This is a genomic window from Photobacterium sagamiensis, from assembly GCF_050337085.1.
Classification (GTDB): domain Bacteria; phylum Pseudomonadota; class Gammaproteobacteria; order Enterobacterales; family Vibrionaceae; genus Photobacterium; species Photobacterium sagamiensis.
This window is the reverse complement of record NZ_JAKJSP010000018.1, coordinates 107,484-131,464: the sequence shown is the minus strand read 5'-3', so window position 1 is coordinate 131,464 and position 23,981 is coordinate 107,484. Positions and strand designations below refer to the sequence as shown.

Annotated in this window: 18 protein-coding genes and 1 riboswitch; of the genes, 3 read left to right on the top strand and 15 right to left on the bottom strand. The window is 49.1% G+C overall.

Annotation, left to right across the window (positions count from 1 at the left end; all coding sequences use genetic code 11):
* Positions 1–42: 42 nt before the first annotated feature.
* Genes rsmA through lptD form a run of 4 tightly spaced genes read right to left on the bottom strand, consistent with a single transcriptional unit; the run spans position 43 to position 5,569 of the window.
* Positions 43–858 carry a 16S rRNA (adenine(1518)-N(6)/adenine(1519)-N(6))-dimethyltransferase RsmA gene (gene rsmA / locus L4D76_RS08545; RefSeq protein WP_428440490.1) on the bottom strand — a complete coding sequence of 272 codons (816 nt, stop codon included), beginning with the start codon at positions 856–858 and terminating at the stop codon, positions 43–45.
* Positions 855–1,847 carry a 4-hydroxythreonine-4-phosphate dehydrogenase PdxA gene (pdxA, locus tag L4D76_RS08540; RefSeq protein ID WP_428440489.1) on the bottom strand — a complete coding sequence of 331 codons (993 nt, stop codon included), beginning with the start codon at positions 1,845–1,847 and terminating at the stop codon, positions 855–857. Before pdxA ends, rsmA begins: the two co-directional genes overlap by 4 nt.
* On the bottom strand, positions 1,840–3,138 hold the full coding sequence (gene surA / locus L4D76_RS08535; protein WP_428440488.1) for a peptidylprolyl isomerase SurA: 1,299 nt from the start codon (positions 3,136–3,138) through the stop codon (positions 1,840–1,842). Before surA ends, pdxA begins: the two co-directional genes overlap by 8 nt.
* 46 nt (positions 3,139–3,184) lie before the next feature.
* Positions 3,185–5,569, bottom strand: a complete 2,385-nt coding sequence (gene lptD / locus L4D76_RS08530) for an LPS assembly protein LptD (protein ID WP_428440487.1) — start codon at positions 5,567–5,569, stop codon at positions 3,185–3,187.
* Between the two features lie 175 nt (positions 5,570–5,744).
* On the opposite strand from lptD, the gene djlA reads away from it, so the two are divergent.
* Positions 5,745–6,590 carry a co-chaperone DjlA gene (gene djlA, locus L4D76_RS08525; RefSeq protein WP_428440486.1) on the top strand — a complete coding sequence of 282 codons (846 nt, stop codon included), beginning with the start codon at positions 5,745–5,747 and terminating at the stop codon, positions 6,588–6,590.
* A 106-nt stretch (positions 6,591–6,696) separates the two neighbouring features.
* On the opposite strand, the gene L4D76_RS08520 is transcribed toward djlA, so the two are convergent.
* The 3 genes from L4D76_RS08520 to rapA all read right to left on the bottom strand — a co-directional run bounded on the left by L4D76_RS08520 (position 6,697) and on the right by rapA (position 11,446).
* Positions 6,697–7,650 (bottom strand): D-2-hydroxyacid dehydrogenase, encoded by a 954-nt coding sequence (locus L4D76_RS08520; protein ID WP_428440485.1) that lies wholly within the window; start codon positions 7,648–7,650, stop codon positions 6,697–6,699.
* 67 nt (positions 7,651–7,717) lie between these two features.
* Entirely contained in the window at positions 7,718–8,431 is a 714-nt protein-coding gene (gene rluA, locus L4D76_RS08515; protein ID WP_428440484.1) for a bifunctional tRNA pseudouridine(32) synthase/23S rRNA pseudouridine(746) synthase RluA, read from the bottom strand.
* A 96-nt stretch (positions 8,432–8,527) separates the two neighbouring features.
* Complete coding sequence (gene rapA / locus L4D76_RS08510; RefSeq protein ID WP_428440483.1) at positions 8,528–11,446, bottom strand: RNA polymerase-associated protein RapA; 2,919 nt, start codon at positions 11,444–11,446, stop codon at positions 8,528–8,530.
* 296 nt (positions 11,447–11,742) lie between these two features.
* Here rapA and L4D76_RS08505 point away from each other — a divergent pair, with 296 nt between their 5' ends.
* Positions 11,743–13,119, top strand: coding sequence for a PhoH family protein (locus L4D76_RS08505; protein WP_428440482.1), 1,377 nt, complete (start codon positions 11,743–11,745; stop codon positions 13,117–13,119).
* Between the two features lie 156 nt (positions 13,120–13,275).
* Here L4D76_RS08505 and thiQ read toward each other — a convergent pair whose 3' ends face one another.
* The 8 genes from thiQ to leuA all read right to left on the bottom strand — a co-directional run bounded on the left by thiQ (position 13,276) and on the right by leuA (position 22,772).
* A complete protein-coding gene (gene thiQ / locus L4D76_RS08500) occupies positions 13,276–14,001 on the bottom strand; it encodes a thiamine ABC transporter ATP-binding protein (protein ID WP_428440481.1) in 726 nt (241 codons plus the stop codon).
* Positions 14,002–14,009: 8 nt separating this feature from the next.
* Complete coding sequence (thiP, locus tag L4D76_RS08495; RefSeq protein WP_428440480.1) at positions 14,010–15,596, bottom strand: thiamine/thiamine pyrophosphate ABC transporter permease ThiP; 1,587 nt, start codon at positions 15,594–15,596, stop codon at positions 14,010–14,012.
* A gap of 84 nt (positions 15,597–15,680) precedes the next feature.
* Complete coding sequence (gene thiB, locus L4D76_RS08490) at positions 15,681–16,670, bottom strand: thiamine ABC transporter substrate binding subunit (RefSeq protein ID WP_428440479.1); 990 nt, start codon at positions 16,668–16,670, stop codon at positions 15,681–15,683.
* 98 nt (positions 16,671–16,768) lie between these two features.
* A riboswitch (TPP riboswitch) is annotated at positions 16,769–16,883 on the bottom strand.
* A gap of 174 nt (positions 16,884–17,057) precedes the next feature.
* Positions 17,058–17,840, bottom strand: coding sequence for a DUF547 domain-containing protein (locus L4D76_RS08485; protein ID WP_428440478.1), 783 nt, complete (start codon positions 17,838–17,840; stop codon positions 17,058–17,060).
* A 144-nt stretch (positions 17,841–17,984) separates the two neighbouring features.
* Complete coding sequence (gene leuD, locus L4D76_RS08480) at positions 17,985–18,587, bottom strand: 3-isopropylmalate dehydratase small subunit (RefSeq protein WP_428440477.1); 603 nt, start codon at positions 18,585–18,587, stop codon at positions 17,985–17,987.
* A 17-nt stretch (positions 18,588–18,604) separates the two neighbouring features.
* Complete coding sequence (gene leuC / locus L4D76_RS08475) at positions 18,605–20,035, bottom strand: 3-isopropylmalate dehydratase large subunit (RefSeq protein ID WP_428440476.1); 1,431 nt, start codon at positions 20,033–20,035, stop codon at positions 18,605–18,607.
* Between the two features lie 95 nt (positions 20,036–20,130).
* Positions 20,131–21,219 (bottom strand): 3-isopropylmalate dehydrogenase, encoded by a 1,089-nt coding sequence (gene leuB / locus L4D76_RS08470; RefSeq protein ID WP_428440475.1) that lies wholly within the window; start codon positions 21,217–21,219, stop codon positions 20,131–20,133.
* 2 nt (positions 21,220–21,221) lie between these two features.
* Positions 21,222–22,772 carry a 2-isopropylmalate synthase gene (gene leuA, locus L4D76_RS08465; protein WP_428440474.1) on the bottom strand — a complete coding sequence of 517 codons (1,551 nt, stop codon included), beginning with the start codon at positions 22,770–22,772 and terminating at the stop codon, positions 21,222–21,224.
* 575 nt (positions 22,773–23,347) lie between these two features.
* Here leuA and L4D76_RS08460 point away from each other — a divergent pair.
* Positions 23,348–23,974 (top strand): TetR/AcrR family transcriptional regulator, encoded by a 627-nt coding sequence (locus tag L4D76_RS08460; RefSeq protein WP_428440473.1) that lies wholly within the window; start codon positions 23,348–23,350, stop codon positions 23,972–23,974.
* The last annotated feature ends 7 nt before the right edge of the window (positions 23,975–23,981 follow it).

Genomic DNA, 23,981 nt, shown 5'->3' with positions numbered 1-23,981 from the left:
AGTTACAAATGATACTAAACAGTCAAACGTCAACCAATGCGCTTATGCGTTTTTATGGTTGGCATCCAGCCAGTTTGCCATGTCAACGAACTGCTCAACCGTGATATTTTCCGGACGTAACCCCGGGTTAATTCCCAGGTTCTCCAGTTCTTCGATGCTGAACAGCGCTTTATAACAGTTGCGGATTGTCTTACGGCGCTGATTAAAACCTTCACGGCAAACACGATCTAACCATTTAAGATTAGTACATGGGTATGGCAGGGTTTCATATGGCGTCAGGCGTACAACCGCTGAATCAACTTTTGGTGCTGGCGTAAATGATTCTGGCGGCACTTCCAGTACCGGCATCACTCTGCTGTAGTACTGAGCCATGACAGTCAGACGACCATACGCTTTGCAACCAGGTCCCGCCGCTAAACGATTGACCACTTCTTTCTGTAACATGAAGTGCATATCCTGCACATTCTCATGAAAGGTAAAAAGGTGGAACATCAATGGCGTAGAAATGTTGTACGGTAGATTACCGAAAATACGCAGCTTGTTGTTTGGTTTGATCAGCTGAGTGAAGTCGAAACGCATCGCATCGCCTTCGTGGATCGTTAGCTTATTTGCCAAATCCGGATGGTTGCGTAAACGTTCCGCCAGATCGCGATCCAGTTCGATAACTGAAAACTTATCGACCAGTTTGCCGACAGGCTCGGTGATTGCACCCAGGCCCGGGCCGATTTCAACCAGGTTTTGTCCCGGCAGTGGATTGATGGCAGATACAATGCCATCAATGATAAATGGGTCGTTCAAAAAGTTCTGGCCAAAGCGCTTACGGGCGCGGTGACCGAGGTGGACTTGATCGCTGCTCATGCTTGTTTTTCTACCAATTCGAGGGCGTGTGATAGCGCTGTCCAAAGGCTACCCGTGTCCGCCTGTCCAGTACCTGCGAGTTCCAGTGCGGTACCATGATCTACTGAAGTTCTGATGAAGGGCAGACCTAACGTAATGTTGACCGATTTACCAAAGCCTTTATATTTCAGCACTGGCAGCCCCTGATCGTGATACATAGCCAATACAGCATCTGCATCGGCCAGATATTTTTCCTGGAAGATAGTATCGGCAGGCAGTGGGCCTACCAGATTCATCCCTTCCTGCTGGCGAAGCTGCTCTAAGGCCGGAGAAATGACATCGATTTCTTCTCTGCCTAGACAACCGTCTTCACCGGCGTGCGGATTTAAGCCACAAACGTAAATTTTCGGCTGTTTAATGCCAAATTTACTGACTAAATCCGCGTGTAAAATGCGGATGACTTGTTGCAGCCGCTCTTCTGTTATCGCTTTGGAGACATAAGCCAAAGGGATATGCGTTGTCACTAACGCCACCCGCAAGCCTTCTGTCGCCAGCATCATCACAACTTGCGCCGTGTTTGCTTGTTGGGCGAAAAACTCAGTATGGCCACTGAATGCCACACCAGCACGGTTAATTACACCCTTGTGAACAGGGCCTGTTACCAATGCCGAAAATTCGCCACTCAAGCAACCCTGCGCAGCGCGCTCTAACGTTTGTAGTACGTAGTGACCATTTTGTTCTTTTAGCTCGCCAGGCGTCACTGGCGCTTTCAGCGCGTGGTCAGTGACAACCATTGTGCCAGCCTGATGCGGCTGCGCGGGAAGTGAGGCATCATACGGTCTTACTTCCAGCGGTAATCCCAATTGGGCTGCACGTTCTACCATAAGCTGGGCGTTAGCACAAATAACCAGTTCATGCGGCCAGTCATGTTGGGCGATAGCGATCACCAAATCAGGGCCGATACCAGCAGGTTCTCCCGGTGTGATCGCGATGCGTTTAACCTTACTCATTGTCGGTTCCTAATGTTTCGATATAAGCGCCGGCACGTAATTCCTGAATCCACGCCTGGGCTTCCTCGTTGAACTTACGACTGAACAAAATACGATAAGCTCGGTCTTTGACTGCCGCATCAGTACGGTCAACATTACGACGATCTAATACTTCAACAATGTGCCAGCCATGGACGGTTTTAAAGGGTTCACTGATAGTGCCTGCCGGCAGAGTTTCTACTTTATCTTTAAATTCCGGCACATAAATATCAGGTGTCTGCCATCCCAGTTCACCTTCATTGGCGGCCGAACCCGGGTCGGCACTCAATGCCTGAGCGGCGTCGGCAAAAGTCTGTTCACCAGCGAGGATCATCTTGCGCGCTTTTTCCAGCTGACGTTTTGCGCCGTCATCACTTAATATGACCGAGGTTTTCAACAGAATATGGCGAGCATTGACTTCAGTGACCGAGACTGTTTCTAACCCTTTGACATCATTAATTTTCATGATGTGGTAGCCAACACCGCTACGGAAAGGACCGATAATGGCACCTTTGCCATTTGATTTGATCTGATCGGCAAAGATGGTTGGCATCTCTTCCTGGCGCATCCATCCCCATTCGCCACCTTGCAGTGCTTTCGGGCCTTTAGAGTAGCTGTAAGCCAGACTAACAAAGTCTGCGCCTTGCTTGAGTTCACTCACCAGCTGCTGCGCTTGTTTTTCCGTTTCTTCGCGCTGTGCCTTGCTGGCACCGTCTTCAACCCGAAGCTGAATGTGGCTGATGTTGAACTGTACAGTTTGTAGATTTTGTTTGTTAAGTTGCTCAGCCAGCGTTTCTACCTCTTGTGGCAAAATACTGATGCGGCGGCGAACCTGAATGGTACGCGCTTCGCTTGCTGTCATATCACGACGCATTTGTTCGCGGAACATTGAATAACCGATGCCGTTTGAGGCCAGTTCTTGCTGCAGTTGGGCAACCGTCATTTGCCGTTCTTGGGCGATCCGGGCAATCGCCTGATCAAGGCGGGTATCGTCGATTCGGATACCAAATTGCTCTGCCTGCTGCAGCTGTAAGGTTTCAATGATCAGTTTTTCCATGATCTGCTCAGTCAGGACTTCGTCAGAAGGCAATGGCTGACTTTGCTCGGCGGCATTGATGCGTACCGTTTTAAGCATGGCATCGACATCGCTTTGCAGGATCACGCTGTTGTTAACCAGCGTCACGACCTTATCCATTTCCTTGGGGGCAGCAATGCTGCCAGCTGCGAGGCTCCAGATAACCAGGCCTAACAGAGAAGACTTCCACTTTTTCATTTTCGTTCCATCTGTGTTGCAATTACGACTTATGGCCGTAATTGGGTTAATTATTTAAAGAGAATGAATTACCGTATGACAATGCATTACCCGTATCGGTACTGTAACCGAGAGGTTTTGCGCCCTGCAGGCCGAGTAAGCTGAAGGACAAGGTCACGTTACTTTCGTAATCCGTGGAATCCAGGCCTAAAGAGGTCGACGCGTACTGGTTATAAGTCAGACCGATAAGCCAACAAGCAGATCGGTAAGTCAAGCCAACTTGACTCTCCAGCATTTTATTGACATTCAGATCGTGGAAATAGTCGGCACGCAGGCTCAAGCCATCATAAAGAGGAAAGCCTGTTGACAGACCGAGCTGAGAAATACCGTCCTGTTTGCCACTATCATCGGCTTCGTTTGGATTTGCGACGAACCGGTCCAGGTAGCTGCTGGAGACGTAGCGGTAGTTTGGTTGAATATAAATCCCACCGGTACGGTATTCAATAGCCCCACTGGCCAGCTGAACCTTGCTATCACTGGCATCATACTGCATTGAGCTTTTGAAGAAGAGCCAATCGGCATAGTTAAATTCAGTTTCTAATGCTGTCGCTGAATAACTTTCCGCATCATCTTCACTGGTACCATCAAACGTCGGTTTATCGATATAGAAGATTTGACCCAACGATAGGGTAAATCGTTCCTTAAAATTATTATCGAAGTAGCGAGTTGAAGCGCCAAGGGTAAATTGGTTTGCCGGAGCAATGTAGTCAACACTACTGTATATTTTGTCACTAAACAGACCGTAGTAGTCTTGTTGCAGGCGGGTACTGTCATACCCACCACCAGAATATGTTACCGGGTTATAAATACCTGACTGGTCAACATCCTGTATAAAGAGGTATTGGATCTGTGGTTCAAGGCTTTGGGTATAACTGTCACCCCAAAGTGCCGTATCCCGCTCCAGATATAGCCCGCTGTGGATACGCACACTTGGAACCGTACGTGAAACCGTTTCGTCAAGCGTTGATAAATCAGTGGCCGATTTATCAAAATCTTGATTGTAATAGGTGTACATCAACTTAGCTTCTGAAGTGATAGACCACCAGGGGGTCGCATAGGGCAGTGTGAGCATCGGTTCGAGGTGAACACGATCGGCCGATGGCCTAGCGTTTGAGTCATTTTCAAAACGGCTGATATGGCTGGCCATTGAAAAATCGAAGCCATAAGGCAGATCCGGGCGGTAGTAGTTAAACTCCAGCTGAGGCATCAGACGGTATTGAGTACCTTCGCCAGTTGATGTTAGCGGTTGGAAATCACGAACCCTTAAGGTTGAATCCCAGTTTTGATCGCGGTAAGAGACCTCTCCGGTCTGCAACAGGTTGTTGTCTTCGCGGTTACCGATGCTGGAATCGATATCATTGAAATAGCTGAAGTCACTGGTTTTGCTGTAATCCGCCTTAAATAGCCAGTGCTCTTGGTAAGTTCCGGTATGAGACCAGTTAAAGGCCCAGCGGGCACCTTGTTCCGGTGCAGTTTTATCATCACCAAGGTACTCGCCATTTAACTCGCCGCGGCCAACTTCCGTCAGATAACGGAAGTTAGATTTAAGTTGCAGCCCCCGATTACTCATGTATTTAGGGGTGATGGTCATATCGTAATTCGGGGCGATATTCCAGTAAAATGGCGTTTCAAACTCGAAACCATCACGGGAGCCATAGCTGAGAGACGGGTACAAGAAACCGGTTAAACGCTCTTTTCCTACCGGCACTCTTAAATAAGGCAAATAGAAAACAGGCACATCAAGCACTTCGAAGCGGGCGTTGTACAAGTCGGCGAAAGGTGACTCCCCCTCTCGTTCCAATGTGGTCGCAGAGAAACGCCAGCTGTTATCGTCAGTCGGACAGGTGGTATAGGTGCCGTCTTTCATACGATAGAATTGGGTGCCCTGAACATTTTTCTTGGTGATCCTGCTCGCTTCCCCCCGACCGGGCTCACAGGTCATGCTATAGACCGCGTTATCCATTTCGGCATCTTCACTATCGAGGTTACTTTGCAAGCGCTCGGAGTAGACTTCCATACCACCGTCATGGAAATAGACATTGCCTTCCGCCGTGACGATATTTTCCGGCTGGCGTAAGGTGGCCATATCTGCCGCCATCGTTCGGTGGCCTTGTTGGACAACCACATCACCGGAGTAAGTCATTTTGGTGTTAGTTTTGGCTTCAGCATGATCGGCTGTGACTTTGATTGGCTCATTATTGGGATCAGCTGAGCGATCCTGAGGTGCGATGCAGATACCACGCACCAGTTCAAGCTCATCCGTTTCCTCACCGGTTACAGTAAGCTTATCATTGACATCGTCGCTTGGGGTTGGAGTTTCGTCTGCCATTACCGGGCCATAAAGGGCCAGGCTGATCATGGTGGCAAGTAAGCTGCGGGAGGTTAATGACATCGAATTAAACGTTCCTGTATTCAGTTTGTGGCGCATAGCTATTTGGTTGCGCTTTTTACAAGCATTCCCGAGAAATGACAGCTATCATAATGCAATTTCATCTCGACGGCATCTTTTCAGGCCACAGTGTCGAGTAAACCATGAATAAATTTAGCAAATTACCAGAGAGTATCGAATGCAGGTGTGGGGTAAGCTTTTAGGCGCATTTTTTGGTTTCCTTCTTGGTGGCCCGTTTGGATTGTTATTAGGCCTGTTTTTAGGCCATAAGTTCGATAAAGCACGAACAAATGTTTATCGCGGTGGTGGCTTTGGCGGTTTTGGTTCACATCAAGCCAACAGCGCAGAGCGTCAGGCGGAGTTTTTCTACGCGGGTTTTGCGGTGATGGGTCATATGGCCAAATCGAAAGGCCGGGTTACGGAAGATGAAATCCGGGTGGCCAGCGCCATTATGGATCGTATGAGCCTGCATGGTGAATCACGCCGTCAGGCGCAAAATGCGTTCCGAGAAGGGAAGGAAGAGGGCTTTCAGCTTGATGAAACCCTGTCTAGCGTGCGTCGAAACTGTGCTGGTCGAGCCGATTTATTACAGTTTTTCTTAGAGTTACAGATCCAGGCTGCGTTTGCCGACGGAACATTGCATCCGAGCGAACGGCAATTACTGCATGTAATTGCCCGTAGTTTAGGTTTCTCCTCGCAGCAGTTAGAGCAACGCCTGCACATGCAAGAAGCGGCGTTTCGTTTTCAGCAAGGTGGCTTTAACCAGCAATATCAGCAGCAAGGGGCTTACCGACAGCCACCGACGCGTGATCAACTGGCGGATGCCTATGAGCTGCTGGGGGTTACTGATGGAGCTTCAGCTCAGGAAGTCAAACGTGCTTATCGCAAGCAGATGAATGAACATCACCCTGATAAGCTGGCGGCGAAAGGCCTGCCGCCAGAAATGAGGGAGATGGCTAAGCAGAAGGCGCAAGAATTGCAGGCGGCTTATGATCTGATCCGTAAAGAGAATGGCTCCAAATAGTTTATCGGTACCGCGACAGGTAGCGTTGATAACGGGAGCTTATGCTCCCGTTTCTATATCAAATCCATTAATTATCTGAATGGTTAGATAATTAATGGAATTGGTATTACACGACATTTTGCGGTTTACCGGCGATAAAGGCATTGATATTGTCGATAAGCTGGTTAGCCAGGGTCTGAATCGCTGAATCTGAGCCCCAGGCAACATGAGGGGTCAGCAAAAGCGTGGGCAGTTTGGCATTGGCGATGAGTGGATTACTGCTGTCTGCTGGCTCTTTGGTAAACACATCAACACCCGCACCGGCAATGGTGCCATTTTTTAATGCTGCGACCAGGGCGGCTTCATCAACTAAGCCACCTCTTCCGGTATTGATTAGGATGCTGGCGGATTTCATCTTGCTCAGCTCGCCTGAGCTGATCAGGTTGGTTGTTTGCTCGTTTAACGGACAATGCAGTGTCAGTACGTCGGCCTGCGCCAGCACCTCGTCAAACGGGGTGTAGCCTTCACGACAATCTATTCTTCCTTTGTGTTCGGCAAACAATACCTGCATGCCCAGTGCGTTAGCTAATGTGGCGACCGCCTGACCCAACCCGCCGCGGCCAATGATACCCAGCGTCGATCCTGCAATATCGCCAATCGGGTGAGTGAAAAAACAGAATTGCTTTTTTTGTTGCCATACACCGGCCTGAATATCCTGATGATATCCGATTAAATTACGTCGCAACGCAAACATTAACCCAATGACATGTTCGGGAACCGAGCGGGTGGCATAACCTCGGATGTTAGCTACGGTGATCTGATTCTGACGACAATAATCGAGATCGACGTTATTGGTGCCCGTGGCTGATATTGCCACCATTTTAAGCTGTGGTAACTGGCTCAGGATATCGGCATCAAGAACCACTTTGTTGACAATCGCAATGGTGGCGCACTGCAGGCGCTCAATGATCTGATTGGATTCGGTGGCAGGGTATTCAAGCCACTGATGCTCAAAGGCTGGCTGCGGCAGTTGGATATGAGCGGGAATCGTGGCGCGATCGAGAAAGACGATAGTTTCCATGTCAGGTGATCCGATTTGGTCGTAATAGGGGTAATTAAGACCAAATACTGATTTATTTTCAACCTGTTTATTGAACTGCAGCCGGTAATTCGAGGGTTTTTTCTGGCGCTTCAAGGAAAAAATCACAAGGTGCAAAAAGGTGCATGGGTGCTTCAGACCCCGGATGGGCTAATGTCAGCTCGGTCGCATGTAACTGCAGGCGTGGCGCCATTTCCCTGGCTTCATCATGGGCGTAGAAACGGTCCCCCAGAATTGGGTGGCCTAATGCCAGCATATGAACGCGGAGCTGATGTGAACGGCCGGTAATTGGGCGCAGGCGAACCAGAGTGGCATTCTCTTCCCGTGCGACCACTTCGTAATGGGTGACAGACGGTTTACCATTTTCAAAGCAGACTTTCTGTTTGGGGCGGTTTGGCCAGTCACAAATCAATGGCAGATCCACCGTGCCGGTGTTCTGTTTTAGGGAGCCCCACACCCGTGCGTAGTAGATCTTTTGAGTCTGGCGCTCTTGGAACTGAATTTTGAGGTGACGCTCAGCACTTTTATTGAGCGCGAGGATAATCAACCCCGATGTTGCCATATCAAGACGATGGACGAGTTGGGCGTCAGGGTAGTCCTGGATGACGCGAGAAAACACACTGTCATAATGCACGGGATCCCGGCCTGGGTTGGAAAGGAGTCCCGATGCTTTATTGATCACAATAATATCGTTATCCAGATGCAGTACATCCAGCCAGGGATCGGTGGGTGGATTGTATTCCAGCAATGGCAATGGTTTCATGAGTCACTCGGATGAGATAAGTAGAAATAATCTAACATAAAAGCCGCATGACACTGAGTGTCACGCGGCTTTTGCTATGGACTGACAGCAAGCGAATTAGTTGTGGCTGACCACAATCAGACGCAATGAATCCAGCTGTACCTGGGCTTTACTGATATAGCCGGTCAGATCCTGGATCTGGCTTTCAATCAGTTCCAGCTCATCGTCACGGATATTCGGGTTAACCGCTTTCAGAGCCTGCAGGCGATCCAGCTCTGCCCGCAGGCTGGTTTCCATTTCAGCCTGAGCCGCTTCGCGTACAGTGACTTGCTCTTTGACAATTTCTTGCTCAGCTTGTGCAATCAGGACATGGATCTCTTTTTGCACCGAGTTGACCAGTTTGCTGGCTAAATGGCGGTTAACCGGACTTAGCTGACGGTTAAAGCCTTCAAACTCCACTTTCGCCGACAGGTTATTCCCTTTGGCATCGAGTAAGATACGAATAGGTGTTTGTGGCAGGAAGCGGCCAATGCCCGATTGTTTCGGCGCTTGGGCGTCCACCACATAAACCAGTTCAAGCAGCAGGGTGCCTGCAGGCAAGGCTTTGTTTTTCAGCAGAGAAACCGCCGTGGTACCAACGCCTTCAGACAGCAGTAAGTCGATACCGCCCTGGATCATCGGGTGTTCCCAACTAAGAAAGTGCAGATCTTCACGTGACAGCGCGGTGTCGCGCTCAAAGGTGATGGTGCAGCCGTCATATGGCAGCCCCGGGTAGCTGGCGACCATCATATGCTCAGATGGTGTTACGACGATCGCATTCTCACCTTTATCGTCCTGATTCAGGCCAATGGTATCAAACAGGCCCAGAGCAAAGGCAACCAGATTGGTATCCCCGTCTTTAGCGGCAATTTGCTCACCAAGTTTACGTGCTTTTTCTCCGCCGTTGGAGTGGATCTCCAACAGGCGATCGCGGCCTTGTTCTAGTTTGGCTTTCAGCGATTGATGCATCGCCGCACTTTGTTCGATCAGGCTTTCCAGCGCATCGGCGTCATGGCTCTCGCTGGCCAGCAGCTCAATTAAGTCATCTCTTACCGCTTCATATACCGCCCGGCCAGTCGGACAGGTTTCTTCAAAGACATTAAGGCCTTCGTTATACCAGCGAGCCAGCAGCGCCTGCGATGTGCCTTGCAGGTGCGGTACATGAATTTCGATATCACGCAGCTGGCCGATACGGTCGAGGCGACCGATACGTTGCTCCAGCAGATCCGGATTGATCGGCAGATCAAACATCACCAGCTGATTAGCAAACTGGAAGTTACGACCTTCCGAACCAATTTCTGAACATAGCAGTACCTGAGCCCCTTCATCTTCCTGAGCGAAGTAAGCGGCGGCTTTATCGCGTTCGATGATCGACATGCCTTCATGGAACACGGAGGCACGAATACCTTCACGCTCGCGCAATGCCTGCTCCAGAGTCAGCGCGGTCTGGGCGCGGGAGCAAATGACCAGTACCTTCTCGTTGCGGTTCGCTTTCAGCATGTCAAGCAGCCAGTTTACGCGCGGATCGAAGTTCCACCAGGTTGCTGAATCCCCTTCAAATTCCTGATAAATATCTTCCGGATAAAGCAGTTTAATCGCTTTTTGTTCGCTAGGTACTTTACCTGCCATCATTCCAGCAACACGCATTGCCGTCTGGTACTGGTTCGGTAGTGGCAGTGGATACATATTCAGATGACGCAGAGGGAAACCTTTGATCGCCGCTCGGGTATTACGGAACAGCACGCGGCCGGTACCGTGGCGGTCCATCAGGTTATCGATCAGCTCATGGCGCACCGTTTGCGACTGTTCATTATCGATATCGCCTGATTCGATAATACGCAGCATTGGCTCAATATCTTGCTCTGACAGGAGCTCTGTCAGGCTGTTTTTGGCATCATTATCCAGTCGTTCGCCGGACAACAGGCGGGAGACGGCTTCTGCTACCGGCGCATACTGGCGCTCTTCTTCGACAAAAGCGTCGTAATCATAGAAACGATCCGGGTCGAGTAGACGCAAACGGGCGAAGTGACTTTCGTGGCCAAGCTGCTCCGGGGTTGCAGTAAGCAATAGTACGCCAGGGGCTTTTTCGGATAACGCTTCTACCACTTGGTACTGACGGCTCGGCTTGTCTTCACTCCATTCCAGGTGGTGCGCTTCATCCACGACCAGCAGATCCCAGTCAGCTTCTAGAGCCTGCTCAAAACGGCGACGGCTCTTACGCAGGAAGTCCAATGAACACAGCACGTATTGCGCGGTCTCAAACGGGTTTGAAGCATCGGCATAGGCTTCAACGCAGCGCTCTTCGTCAAAAATCGAAAAGTGGAGGTTAAAACGACGCATCATCTCAACCAGCCACTGATGCTGCAGCGTTTCCGGTACCAGGATCAGAATGCGCTCGGCACGGCCTGACAGAATTTGCTGGTGGATGATCATGCCTGCTTCAATCGTTTTACCTAAGCCGACTTCATCGGCTAACAGCACGCGTGGTGCGTAACGACGACCGACTTCATGGGCGATGTATAACTGATGCGGGATTAAACTGGCACGCATACCACACAGGCCCCGAAGTGGGCTTTTATGTTGCTCATACTGATTTTTTAGCGCGCGGTACCGCAGGGCAAAGCGATCCATACGATCGATCTGACCGGCAAATAATTTGTCCTGAGGTTTGTTAAAACGGATTTGGTGGCAGAGGAAAATTTCACGCAGTTTAACGTTCTCTTCCCCCGTATCTGTGCGGGTACCGATATAGGTGAAAACGCCGCCACTCTCTTCAACGACTTCAACGTTCAGTGACCAGCCTTCATGGCTTTCAACCACATCACCCACATTAAACATTACACGGGTAACAGGAGCCTCATTGCGTGCATACAAGCGGCTCTCTTCACTGGCCGAGAACATCAGGGAGACTGTACGGGCATCTTTTGCGACGACAGTGCCTAAACCTAAATCACCTTCAGTATCACTGATCCAACGTTGACCCAAAGCAAATGGCATAGTGGTAAAAGCCTTCTAATTATTTGATATTAAGGAAAATGTGAAACCCGATGCTGGTTGATATTTGGGCTACACTGAGATTAAGTGTAAGCCAGAATTCGCATCGGTAAAAAAGGCAGTCATGTTACTGCATGATGTGATTGAGGTCACGGTGAAAGTTGCTCAAATCCGTCACAGTATTTTTGTCACATTTATTTAATTATCCCCGGTCTTTAATAGTAACCACCGTGTTTTGACGTACGCTTAAGTGTAATGGCAATTTATTTTGCTATCAGGATGTTACCTAGGAGGTGCTTATGGACGATTATGCACGGAAAATCTTTGTACTCGATACAAATATTTTGCTTCATGAACCTCTCGCTATTTATTCTTTCCAAGAGCACGATGTCGTTATTCCGATGACGGTGCTGGAAGAGCTCGATCGGATTAAAGACAGTAAACGTGATGTTTCCCGCGATGCACGGATAGCCATCCGCGCCCTGGAAGATATCTTCCACGATGCCACCCCCGAGCAGATTTCTGCCGGTATTCCTTTTACTCATGTTGGAGGTCATAAAGGTACTGTTGCTATTTTTGCTGATTACACGATCAAAGAAATGGTGCACGCTTTTGCTGATAAAGCCGGTGATAACCGTATTCTTAACGGGGTGTTATACCTGCAATCTCACTATGCACCACGCGAAGTCGTATTGGTGACCAAAGATATCAATATGCGGCTGCGTGCCAAAGGTGCCGGCGTCTGCAAGGTTGAGGATTATCGCTCTGATCAGCTTATTGATGATGTAAAACTATTAAGTAAAGGTTTTCACCAATTTGACGGACTGTTTTGGGAGCGGGTCGGGGAGTGTCAGACTGAAAGCCGCGGGCGTGCCACCGTACATACCTTGCCGGCTGAATTGTTTGAGGCACCTTATATCAATCAGTATCTCCTTGATGACGGAGATGATTTTACGGCCCGGATAGACAGTATTGATGGTGAAACGGTCACGGTCAAAGATCTGGGCCATGAGCGATTGATGCACCGCCAGGCCTGGGGGATCCATCCTAAAAATGTCTATCAGGGAATGGCGCTTGATGCGATGCTCGATCCCGATATTGATCTGGTCATTCTGACCGGTCCGGCCGGGTGCGGTAAAACTATCCTGGCGATGGCCGCTGCGCTGGAGCTGGTGATTGAAAAAAGCATGTATGACAAGATTATTGTCACCCGTAACACCCCGGAAATTGCGGAATCCATTGGTTTCTTACCGGGAACGGAAGAAGAAAAAATGATGCCGTGGTTAGCCGCGGTCACAGATACCATGGAAGCGCTACATAAAAACGATGTTTGTACTGACGGCTCAATGAAATATATCTTTGATAAAGCCAATATTCAGTTCAAATCCATTAACTTCATGCGTGGCCGTTCAATTCAGAATGCGTTTGTATTGCTGGATGAATGCCAGAACTTAACGGCTTCACAAATCAAAACCATCATCACCCGTTGCGGTGAAGGTACCAAACTGGTCTGTTCCGGTAACCTGTCGCAGATCGACTCCAGTTATCTCTCACCCGTTACATCGGGTTTAACCTATATTGTCGAACGCTTTAAAAACTTTGAAGGTAGTGCCAACATCTATATCAATGGGGTTGTCCGCAGTCGTCTTGCTGAATTTGCGGAAGAGAATTTGTAAACAATAGGGGAGAGGGACGAAAACGAGTGAATAGAGTCAACTCTCCTGTCGCTTTTTGGTACAGAGACCTAGCGCTCTGTACCATTCAACCTAGACCCTAGACCCTAGACCCTAGACCCTAGACCCTCGAAACTAGAAACTAGAAACTAGCACGTCTTAAATACCTAAATATTTTTTCAATGCTTCATCTTCAGGCTCGCCCAGTACTTGCTGGGTCGGGCCTGACACCTTCACCTTGCCTTCATAGATAAACGCACACTTACTGGCGATCTTCAGCGCATCCTCGGGGCTGTGGGTGACCATCAGCACGGTGATTTTCTGCTCTTTCGCCAGGCTTTTGACCAGCGATAACATTTCTTTGCGCAGCGCCGGATCAAGCGCCGAGAACGGCTCATCTAGCAACAGTAAGGGTTGTTGCCGGATCAGGCAGCGTGCCAGCGCCACCCGTTGCTTTTGTCCGCCGGAGAGTTGTTCCGGCAGGCGGTCGAGGTATTTATTGATCCCCACCCGAGATGCCGCGTTCACAATGTTTTCTTTATCTTCCCGGCTTAGTTTTAATCCGGGGTGAATGCCGAGGCCGATGTTTTCAAACACCGTCAGGTGGGGGAACAGGTTGTGATCCTGAAACAAAATGGAGAGCGGACGCTCGGCGGGATTTTGGGTTGTTATCGGTTGCCCGGCAATGTGCAGTTCACCACTATCGGGTTTTAGAAAACCCGCCACCATGGCTAACAAGGTACTTTTCCCAGCCCCGCTTGGGCCGATCAATGCCACGATATCGCCTTTTTCAGCCTGCAGGTCGAATATCATCGGCACTGCTCCATCCTGGGCAGACTGTCCGGGGTGTATATAGTGGTGACACAATTGGTTCAGTTTGAGCATTATGACTTCTACTTTTTATGGCCAGGAATGAGCACTTTTTCGACCACGGTGAATAACCCGAGGCTGAGTAATAACAGCAACAAAGCCGCAACTGCAGCCGCATCCATCTGATAACTTCCCAACAGCTGAAACAGATACAGTGGCAGCGTCTGGAAATCCTGACTGCCAAATAAGGCGATAGCCCCTAAATCACCGAGCGAGAGCACAAAGCCGATCGCCAGTGCCTGGGCGATGGGTTTGCGCAGGGCGCGCCATTCAACCAGCCGCAGACGTGACAAGCCGCTCATTCCCAGGCTCTGGCACAATGGATTGTATTGCTGAGCCACATGCAGCATTGGCTGGCTCAGGGTTTTAATCACGTAAGGCAGTGCCATTAACGCATTAACGGAAATAACCACCCAGAGGGCGGTAGCAAAGACATCGGTATACTGGCGCAGTAGCAAAAAGATCCCGGTGCTGAGCACTAAGCTGGGGGTAACCAGAATAATGGTGCCGAGCAGTTCTATCCCGTCGGCGCGAAGTCTTTTATTGTGCAGACGCCAGTGACGACTGGTCAGTAAGATGGCGATACCACTTGATACGGCGATCATGCAGGAAAACCCCGCAATCTTGAGTGAATTCGCGATGGCTTGCCACAATGCGGGCTCGGCCAGTTGCTGGGGGAGTTTACTGTTGAACCCGGCACCGATAACGGCCAGTAAGGGCGGCAGAACGAGCAACAGGGCGAGGCTGATCCAGCTCCAGTCCCAAATTTTTGCCCGGCGATTATCGAGATAATTGGGTTGGTGCTCTGTCACCGAACCCGTCAGGGTTGAAAGTGGTTTCGCAAATCGCTGGGTGAATAACACTAGGCTGCAGCAAATCAGCATTTGCCACAGTGCCAGAACGGCCCCGGCTGCCAGATCGAAGTCATAGCGCAATGCCTGATAAATCGCCAGTTCGATGGTGGTGGCTTTTGGCCCGCCGCCCAGTGACATAATCACCGCAAAACTGGTAAAGCAGAGCATGAAAACCAGACCAATCACATGCGGCAGCTGTTGCCTCAGGCGTGGCCAGGCGATTAGGCGGAATTTACTCCAGCCCGTAATACCCAGGTGTGCCGCCAGTTTGTGCTGTTCAAAAGGGATCCCTTCCAGACTTTGCAGTAACAGGCGGGTAGCTAACGGTAAATTGAGGAACACATGGGCCAGCAAAATGCCGTTTAATCCATAAAGATTAAACGGTAGTGGCTGCTTTAGTATTGCAGCCAGCAGGCCGCTTTTCCCGTAAATCGCCAGCAGGCCAAAGACAGCGACCAGTACCGGTAGCACCAGTGTCATCGCAAATAACCGCAGCAATAAGCTACGGCCGAAAAACTGCCGGCGCGACAGCGCATAGGCAACCGGAATTGCCGGTACTACGCTGAGCAGGGTCGAGAGCAAAGCCTGATAAAAGCTGAATCCCGCCACATGGCGCAGGTAGGGATCTTGCCAGATTAGCAGCGAGTTGAAGTCGGTCGCCTGACTGATCAACGCGGTGATGGCACTGATCACCACGGTAGCGATCAGCCCGGCGGTGATCACGCCCGGCAGGGAAGCACGAAAACGGGTATTCAAAAGTCAGTGACCATTATTCAGAATATTCTTTTTTTATAAGCGCTCTTTAGTCAGAGCGCTTAAGTAAGGGTTCTTGCGTAAGCGCTATTGCGTAAGGGCATTTTGCCATTCACGGATCCAGCCGCGACGTTGTGAAGCCACTTCCTTGGCACTAAATTGCAAGGCTTTCGCTGGCAGGGTTAATTGCTCAAAACCTGCCGGTAATGTTTGTTTGGTGACAGGATACATCCAGTTACCTGTTGGCATCGCTGACTGGAAATCATCACTCAAAATAAACGTCATAAACTGATCGGCCAGTTTGGCGTTTGGACTGTTTTTCAGCTTAGCGGCCACTTCAATCTGCATGTAGTGACCTTCGCTGAAGTCAGCAGCTTGGTATTTGCTCTCTTTGTCAGCAATGATGTGGTAAGCCGGAGACGTGGTGTAAGAGAGCACCATGTCAGATTCCCCTTTAAGGAACATGTTGTAAGCTTCCGACCAGCCCTTGGTGACCGTGACGGTTTTCTTTGCCAGCTGCTGCCAGGCATCCGATGCTTTATCGCCATAGACCGACTTCATCCACAGCATCAGGCCTTGCCCCGGTGTGGAAGTGCGAGGATCCTGATAGATCACGCTGATATCATCACGTTTGATCAGCTCTGCCAGGCTCTTGGGCGGATTAGTCAGTTTTTCCGAGTCATAGACAAAGGCAAAATAGCCGTAGTCGTAAGGGACAAAGGTCGTATCATTCCAGCCATTGGGTAAGTTAACGGCGTCGGTATCAACATTATGCGTTGCCAGTAAGCCTGTTTGCTTGGCTTCTGCCATCAGGTTGTTATCTAATCCCAGCAAGATGTCCGCTTTGGTGCTGCTGCCTTCCAGGCGAACACGGTTTAGAATCGAAACCCCGTCATCAAGCGCGACGAACTCAAGGTTACAACCGCATTGGGCTTCAAAGGCTTTTTCGATGGCCGGGCCCGGTCCCCAGTCTGATGCAAATGAACTGTAGGTATAGACCGTTAAGGTATTGTCACTGGCCCATGCCGAGCCTGCGGCTAATAAAGAGAGAGAAAGAATTGGTAGTAGTTTTTTCACGATGCGCTCCTGATGCCCAACATCCTGCGGGACAATTATTTCAAGTGAGCGAAGGTTGAGAAGGTGTTGCCTTATGCTTTTGCTCTGGTGAAACGAGCAGCGGCTATTTTCTCAATTCCTACGCCAGTATGACCTGGTTCAGGTTCAATGGGTTCTGCGTCAGCAATCTCAGCCTTTGTTGCCTAAACAACATTGACTCCCCAATGAGAACAGTAGCTATTCTAATACCAATTTCATTAATTATCTAACCATTCAGAACACCACTGGGAGTCAAGTTCAAGGATAGCGATTGATAGAAGAGTGGTTCTCTTTTGAAATAGGAATAATCGCTAAGCAGTCCGTTGCCAGCGTAATACTACTCTGCGGATTTCATGGCGGTGCATAGCCTTATTTTGTTTCATTCAGCGTCCAGTCGTAATCATAGCTGATGTGGTTAAGTTGTACTGGAGCGCCTTTCCAGTATTGATTCAGGTGGCTTTGCAGTGCGGTTTTATTGCCAAAATCCACGCCATACCAATCATAGATAGAGGAAAGGCGGACTTTATTGCCTGTCAGCTTGACGCCCTTGGTGTTGTTCACAAAGCGGTTGGCGGCTTGTTCAAGTAAGTCTTCACTATTGCTGGCAGTAAAGGCCTGTGGTTGAAGATCCGGGCACCCCAGGCTGGCACAGTTGACCACGTAGTGGATGCGAGCATCTTGCCAGATCGGGCGCAGAATTCGGTGTTCAATATCATTGAGTGACAATGGTTTGCCATTGATGGTGATCAGCTTTTCATCCCAAGGCCCGAAAGTGAAGAAACCACCTAGCTTGGTAATGGATTTCAGCGGGTAGTTGTTCAGGATCAACTGTACGGTCAGGGCATTATAGAGATTGACCCAGTAGGCAAACTGCTCATCTTGGCGGTAGCGGCGTGGATCGATGGCGGTGAGGGAGCGGATATAGCGGTCAAGCTCCCACTTATCATTATCGGAAACTGCGCGGTAGCGAAACAGGGTCTGTTGTGGTTGTTGAACCAGGTAGTTATCCAAAGTGCGTTGCCAGCGGGTATGATCAATGGCCGCGGTATTGGCTTCATTGCTTTGTTGCCAATAGGGCCACAGATCGGCTTTTGGGGCGGTGCAGCCGGGGCTTGAAACCAGCAGTAATAAAAGCGCGAATATGATACGCATCATAACTCCTTGCGGTTTTTAAGGAAGAGGCTAGATGATATGACCTTGTATTGATAGGTTTTCTTTCAAGTAAAAAGAAGCCATGCTGTAAATAAAAACGCCCAGCATCAATTGAGGCTGGGCGTGAGTTAGTATTTGCTTACGTTAGACAAGAAAAGCGGGGATCTTGCTTTCATACTCTGTAATTTCGTCTTCGTGCTGCAGGGTCAGGCCAATGTTATCCAGACCGTTTAGCAAGCAGTGGCGACGGAATTCATCAATTTCGAATGAATACGATTTTCCGTTAGCGGTCACTGACATCGATTCCAGATCGACGGTGATCTCGGCACCTTCGTTAGCTTCAACATATTGGAATAGCTCATCAACTTCCTGATCGGTCAGGCGAACCGGCACCATTTGGTTGTTGATTGAGTTGCCATAGAAAATATCGGCAAAGCTGGGTGCAATCATCACTTGAATGCCGTAATCAGCCAGTGCCCAGGGGGCGTGTTCACGGGATGAACCACAACCGAAGTTTTCACGTGCCAGCAAAATACTTGCGCCTTGGTAGCGGGGGGCATTCATGATGAAGTCTGGGTTTTCTTGCTGACCCGCATCGTCTAGAAAGCGCCAATCATTAAAAAGATGCTGACCAAAACCGGTGCGAGTCACTTTTTGCAAAAACTGCTTAGGAATGATGGCATCAGTATCAATATTCGCGGTATCAAGTGGAACCACTAATCCTGTGTGTTGTTTAAAACCTGTCATTGTTCGTTCCTTCCTGATTAAGCCGTTGCGGTATCTAAGTCGCGGATATCAACAAAGTGACCGGCACATGCTGCTGCTGCTGCCATTGCTGGACTCACTAGGTGAGTACGACCATCACGACCCTGGCGACCTTCGAAGTTACGGTTACTCGTTGACGCGCAGCGCTCTTTTGGCCCTAAGCGGTCATTGTTCATCGCAAGACACATTGAACAGCCCGGTAGGCGCCATTCAAAGCCGGCTTCAATGAAGATCTTATCTAGCCCTTCTTTCTCAGCTTGTGCTTTTACTTGCTCAGATCCCGGGACAACCAATGCTTGAACATTTGCTGCGACTTTGCGCCCTTTGGCAATAGCCGCCGCTGCACGCATGTCTTCGATACGAGAGTTGGTACAAGAACCGATAAAGACTTTATCGATATTGAAATCAGATAATTTCTTGCCTGCTTCTAGCCCCATGTAGGCCAGTGCTTTTTCTGCTGAGGTTCTATCTACTTGCTCGGTGAAGTTGTCAGGGCCAGGTATTAATTCATCAATAGCAATAACTTGACCAGGGTTGGTTCCCCAGGTGACTTGAGGTTTGATGTCTTTCGCATCTAAGGTCACAACCGCATCAAACTGGGCATCATCATCTGTTTTCAGAGTGCTCCAGTATTCGACGGCAGCATCAAAGTTTGCATCTGTCGGCGAGAATTTACGATCTTTAATGTAGTCGTAAGTGGTTTGGTCGGGGGCAATAAGACCGGCTTTAGCGCCCAGTTCAATGGCCATGTTACAGACGGTCATACGGCCTTCCATGGTCAGATCGGTAATTGCCTCACCACAGAACTCCACTACATAACCGGTACCGCCAGCTGCGGTGGTTTTACCGATAATCGCCAGCACGATGTCTTTGGCCGTAATACCTTCCGCGACTTTACCGACTACTTCGATTTTCATCGTTTTAGCGCGTGATTGCTTCAGGGTTTGAGTCGCCAGTACGTGCTCGACTTCTGACGTACCGATACCAAATGCCAGGGAGCCAAATGCACCGTGGGTTGCGGTATGGGAATCGCCACAGACAATGGTCATACCCGGCAAGGTAATGCCTAGCTCAGGACCCATTACATGCACAATGCCTTGATATTTATGGTTCAGGTCATATAGGGTGACGCCAAACTCTTCACAGTTTTTTGCTAATGTTTCCATTTGGATACGTGCCATTTCACCCGAAGCATTAATGTCTTTGGTCTGGGTTGAAACGTTGTGATCCATAGTTGCGAAAGTCTTGCCGATTTGGCGAACTTTACGGCCTTTTTCACGCAAACCATCAAAGGCTTGCGGTGAGGTAACTTCGTGCACCAAGTGACGGTCAATGTACAGTATTGGGTTTTCACCTTCAGCTGCTACCGCGACGTGAGCATCGTAGACTTTTTCATACAGTGTTTTTGATGTTCCGGTTTTTGCTGACATTGTTCGATGTTCCTTGTCATTAATACCTGTCGTTTCACTTTTTATATGCGTGTTTAACGACAGGTATAATTGATATCGGGTTGTTAGCGATGAATCTAAGCTTGACGAATATAATCTGCGATTTTATCGCCCATTTCACTCGTGCTTAGTGCGGCACCTTTACCTGCCAAATCGGCAGTTAGCTCACCGGCTTCAAGTGCTTGAGATACCGCTTGCTCTATTGCTCGCGCGGCTTTTTCTTCATCAAGGCTGTAACGTAGCATCAGGGCAGCAGACAGAATTTGTGCCACCGGGTTAGCAATGTTCTTCCCTGCAATATCTGGTGCTGAACCGCCTGCTGGCTCATACATACCGAACTTGTCCTGGTTCAGACTGGCTGAAGGCAACATGCCCATAGAGCCTGTGATCATTGCGCATTCATCAGAGATGATGTCACCAAAGATGTTAGAACACAGCATTACATCAAATTGAGATGGATCTTTGATTAGCTGCATGGTCGCGTTATCAATGTACATGTGGTTTAGCGTGACATCCGGGTAGTCTTTAGCGACTTCTTCAACCACTTCGCGCCACAAGATAGAGCTTTGTAGAACGTTCGCTTTATCAATTGAATATACGTTTTTTTCACGCAGCATCGCAGATTCAAAGGCAATGCGAGCAATACGCTCGATTTCGTAACGGTGGTAAATTTCCGTGTCGTAAGCTTTTTCTTGCGGGCCTTCGCCCTCACGACCTTTAGGTTGGCCAAAGTAAATGCCACCGGTCAGTTCACGGACAACGACGATATCGAAGCCACGCTCGGAGATATCGGCGCGCAATGGTGAGAAGTTTTCTAAGCCACTGTGAATTTGTGCCGGACGCAGGTTGCAGAACAGCTGGAAATGCTTACGTAGTGGCAGTAACGCACCACGTTCAGGCTGATCGTTTGGTGCTAGGTGTTCCCATTTCGGGCCACCGACTGAGCCAAATAGAATCGCATCAGATTCTTCACAGCCTTTCATTGTTGATTCTGGTAATGGACAACCATGGTTATCAATCGCAATACCGCCGACATCATGTTCAGAACGTTCTAGTGTAAAACCGAACTTTTCCTCTACGGCATCTAATACTTTGTGCGCCTGCTGCATGACTTCCGGGCCAATACCGTCACCCGGTAGAACCGCTATTTTATATGTACCTGCCATGGTTATACTGTCTCCATATGGTTTTTTTGTTTAATTTCTGCTATCTGATCTGCGCGATAAATACTGTTAATAACGTGAAGTAGCGCCTGCCCCGAGGCTTCAACGATATCGGTCGCCAGACCGGTACCGTGATATTTACGGCCTTTGTAGTTCGCAATGATGTCAGCCTGGCCCAGGCCATCTTCGCCTTCGCCTTTGGCGGTCAAATCAAATTTGTCCAGCACGATTTCATAGCCGGTTAAGCGATAGATACACTGGTATAGCGCGTCAACCGGACCGTTACCAACCGCCGCTTCACATTTCTCTTCATCGCCACATTGTAATTTGATGCTGGTTGTTGCCATGATGCTGCCAGACTGCACACTCAGATAATTCAGCTTGAAAAAGTCATCTTCATCACGCAGGTTGGCAAAGTACATCAGCGCTTCCAGATCGTAGTCAAACACTTGTCCTTTGCGATCGGCCAGCTTCAGGAAGTCGGCGTATAACGTGTCAAGATTGTAATCATTCTCGGTGTAACCCAGCGCATCCATATGGTTTTTAACCGCAGCGCGGCCAGAGCGGCTGGTTAGGTTCAGCGCCTGGTTTTTCAGGCCGATCGATTCAGGGGTCATGATTTCATAAGTATTTTTATTCTTTATCATGCCATCCTGGTGAATCCCCGAGGAGTGACTGAATGCATTGGCACCGACAATCGCCTTATTAGCCTGGATTGGCATATTACAAAGCTGACTGACCAGTTTGCTGGTACGGTGAATTTCGTCGTGCTTGATGTTGGTGTGAACACCCAGGAAGTCTGCGCGGGTCTTGATGATCATCGCAATTTCTTCCAGCGAACAGTTACCGGCACGCTCGCCCAGGCCGTTAATCGTTCCTTCTACCTGACGGGCACCAGCCTGAACCGCTGCCATCGAGTTGGCAACCGACATGCCCAGATCATCATGGCAGTGAACAGAAATAATGGCCTTGTCGATGTTCGGCACGCGATCAAACAGTTGTGCGATGATGCCGGCAAACTCGTTAGGCAGGGTATAGCCAACGGTATCCGGGATATTGATGGTATTGGCACCGGCATTGATAGCGGCTTCGACCATCCGGCACAGGTTGTCAATCGGGGTACGGCCAGCGTCTTCACAAGAAAATTCAACATCATCGGTATAATTACGGGCGCGCTTTACCGCTGCAACCCCCATTTCGATGACATCATCATAGCTGCGGCGCAATTTGTCCTGAACGTGAATCGTCGAGGTTGAGATGAAAGTATGAATACGGAATGCTTCGGCTACTTTTAGTGACTCAGCGGCGACATCAATGTCTTTTGCAACAGCCCGCGACAGGGCGCAGACCCGGCTGTTTTTGATGTGCTTAGCAATGGTCTGCACCGATTCGAAATCACCGGGAGAAGAAATCGGGAAGCCGGCTTCGATCACATCAACACCCAGACGTTCCAGTGCATAAGCGATTTGAAGCTTTTCTTTAACCGTTAGGCTGGCAGATAGCGCCTGTTCACCATCGCGCAAGGTGGTATCGAAAATAATGACCTGATCTTTCATTGCTACATCCTTTTTTGTTGGCCTGCCTTTGAGTAGGCGTTGTCTGCATCCGCTTGCGCTGGCCCTGTATATGAAAAAACCCGCGCTGACTGCGCGGGTTTTTTTAATTCTTAGTGGTGTTTCTCACCATAAGCTACCCGCGCGAACTGATCACGATTAAGAGGAGGCTTAGGAGTAGAGAGAAACGATTTTTCATTTTTTAAATGATATCCACAAAGTTGATTAACAAATGAATACCAAATAGACAGGACAACCGTCAACCATTAATTGATTATTTATTTTGCATAAAATGCTATCTATATGATTTTCAAGTGGTTGATTGAGGTGGCTGCCCCGATGGATAATGGCGGTTACTATCACCATGGTGGATATCTGTTGTTCCTGATATTACCTCAGCATATTTCAGTGTTTGCATTGTTGTAACAGGAATGGACCTAAGTGCTGAGATGATGAGGCAGAGCACGGTTAGTAATTAATCATTTGCTTATATTGGAGTGAATAAATCCAGTGAGCGAAATCGTCGCTTGTAGAGTAAATTATTAATCAATTGATTAATATTGAATGAGTAAAACATTATGGTCGGAAAAGCAGGTCGCCCCATGGGAGAGTCTGATGCTAGAGCCCGTTTGATCGCTGAAGCCAGAAAACTGTTTGTCGCGCTGCCTTACAGCAAGGTTTCTACCCGCATGATCGCAAGTCGGGCCGGCGTAAATGTGGCGATGATCCGTTATTACTTTGGTAATAAAGCCGGCCTGTTTGAAAACATGCTGCGCGAAACGCTTGAACCAATACACAATCAGATCGAGGTGGTGTTGAGTAAAGGCGATATCGAAAGTATTGGTGATTTGATGCGAACTTATTACCGCATAATGGCACCCAATCCGGATCTGCCAAAGCTGATGACACGGACTATGATGATGGAGCCGGGCGATATACAACGTCAGGCTTTTGAGAAGCTCTTCAATGAGTTCACTAACCCCGCATCAGAACTGATATTTAAGCAGCTTAAAAAGGAGGGCAAACTTCGCCAGGATATTTGCCCGGAGAAAGCCAGAATGACCTTCATCAGTATGCTGGTATTTCCGTTTCTGATCCCGCTGGCCATGATGGATATTCAAGGGATGGAAATAAATGAAGCCTATTTAATGGAATTGGCAGAACATAATGTCAAGGTACTGATGCAAGGGATCCTGACAGATTAAGGAGATG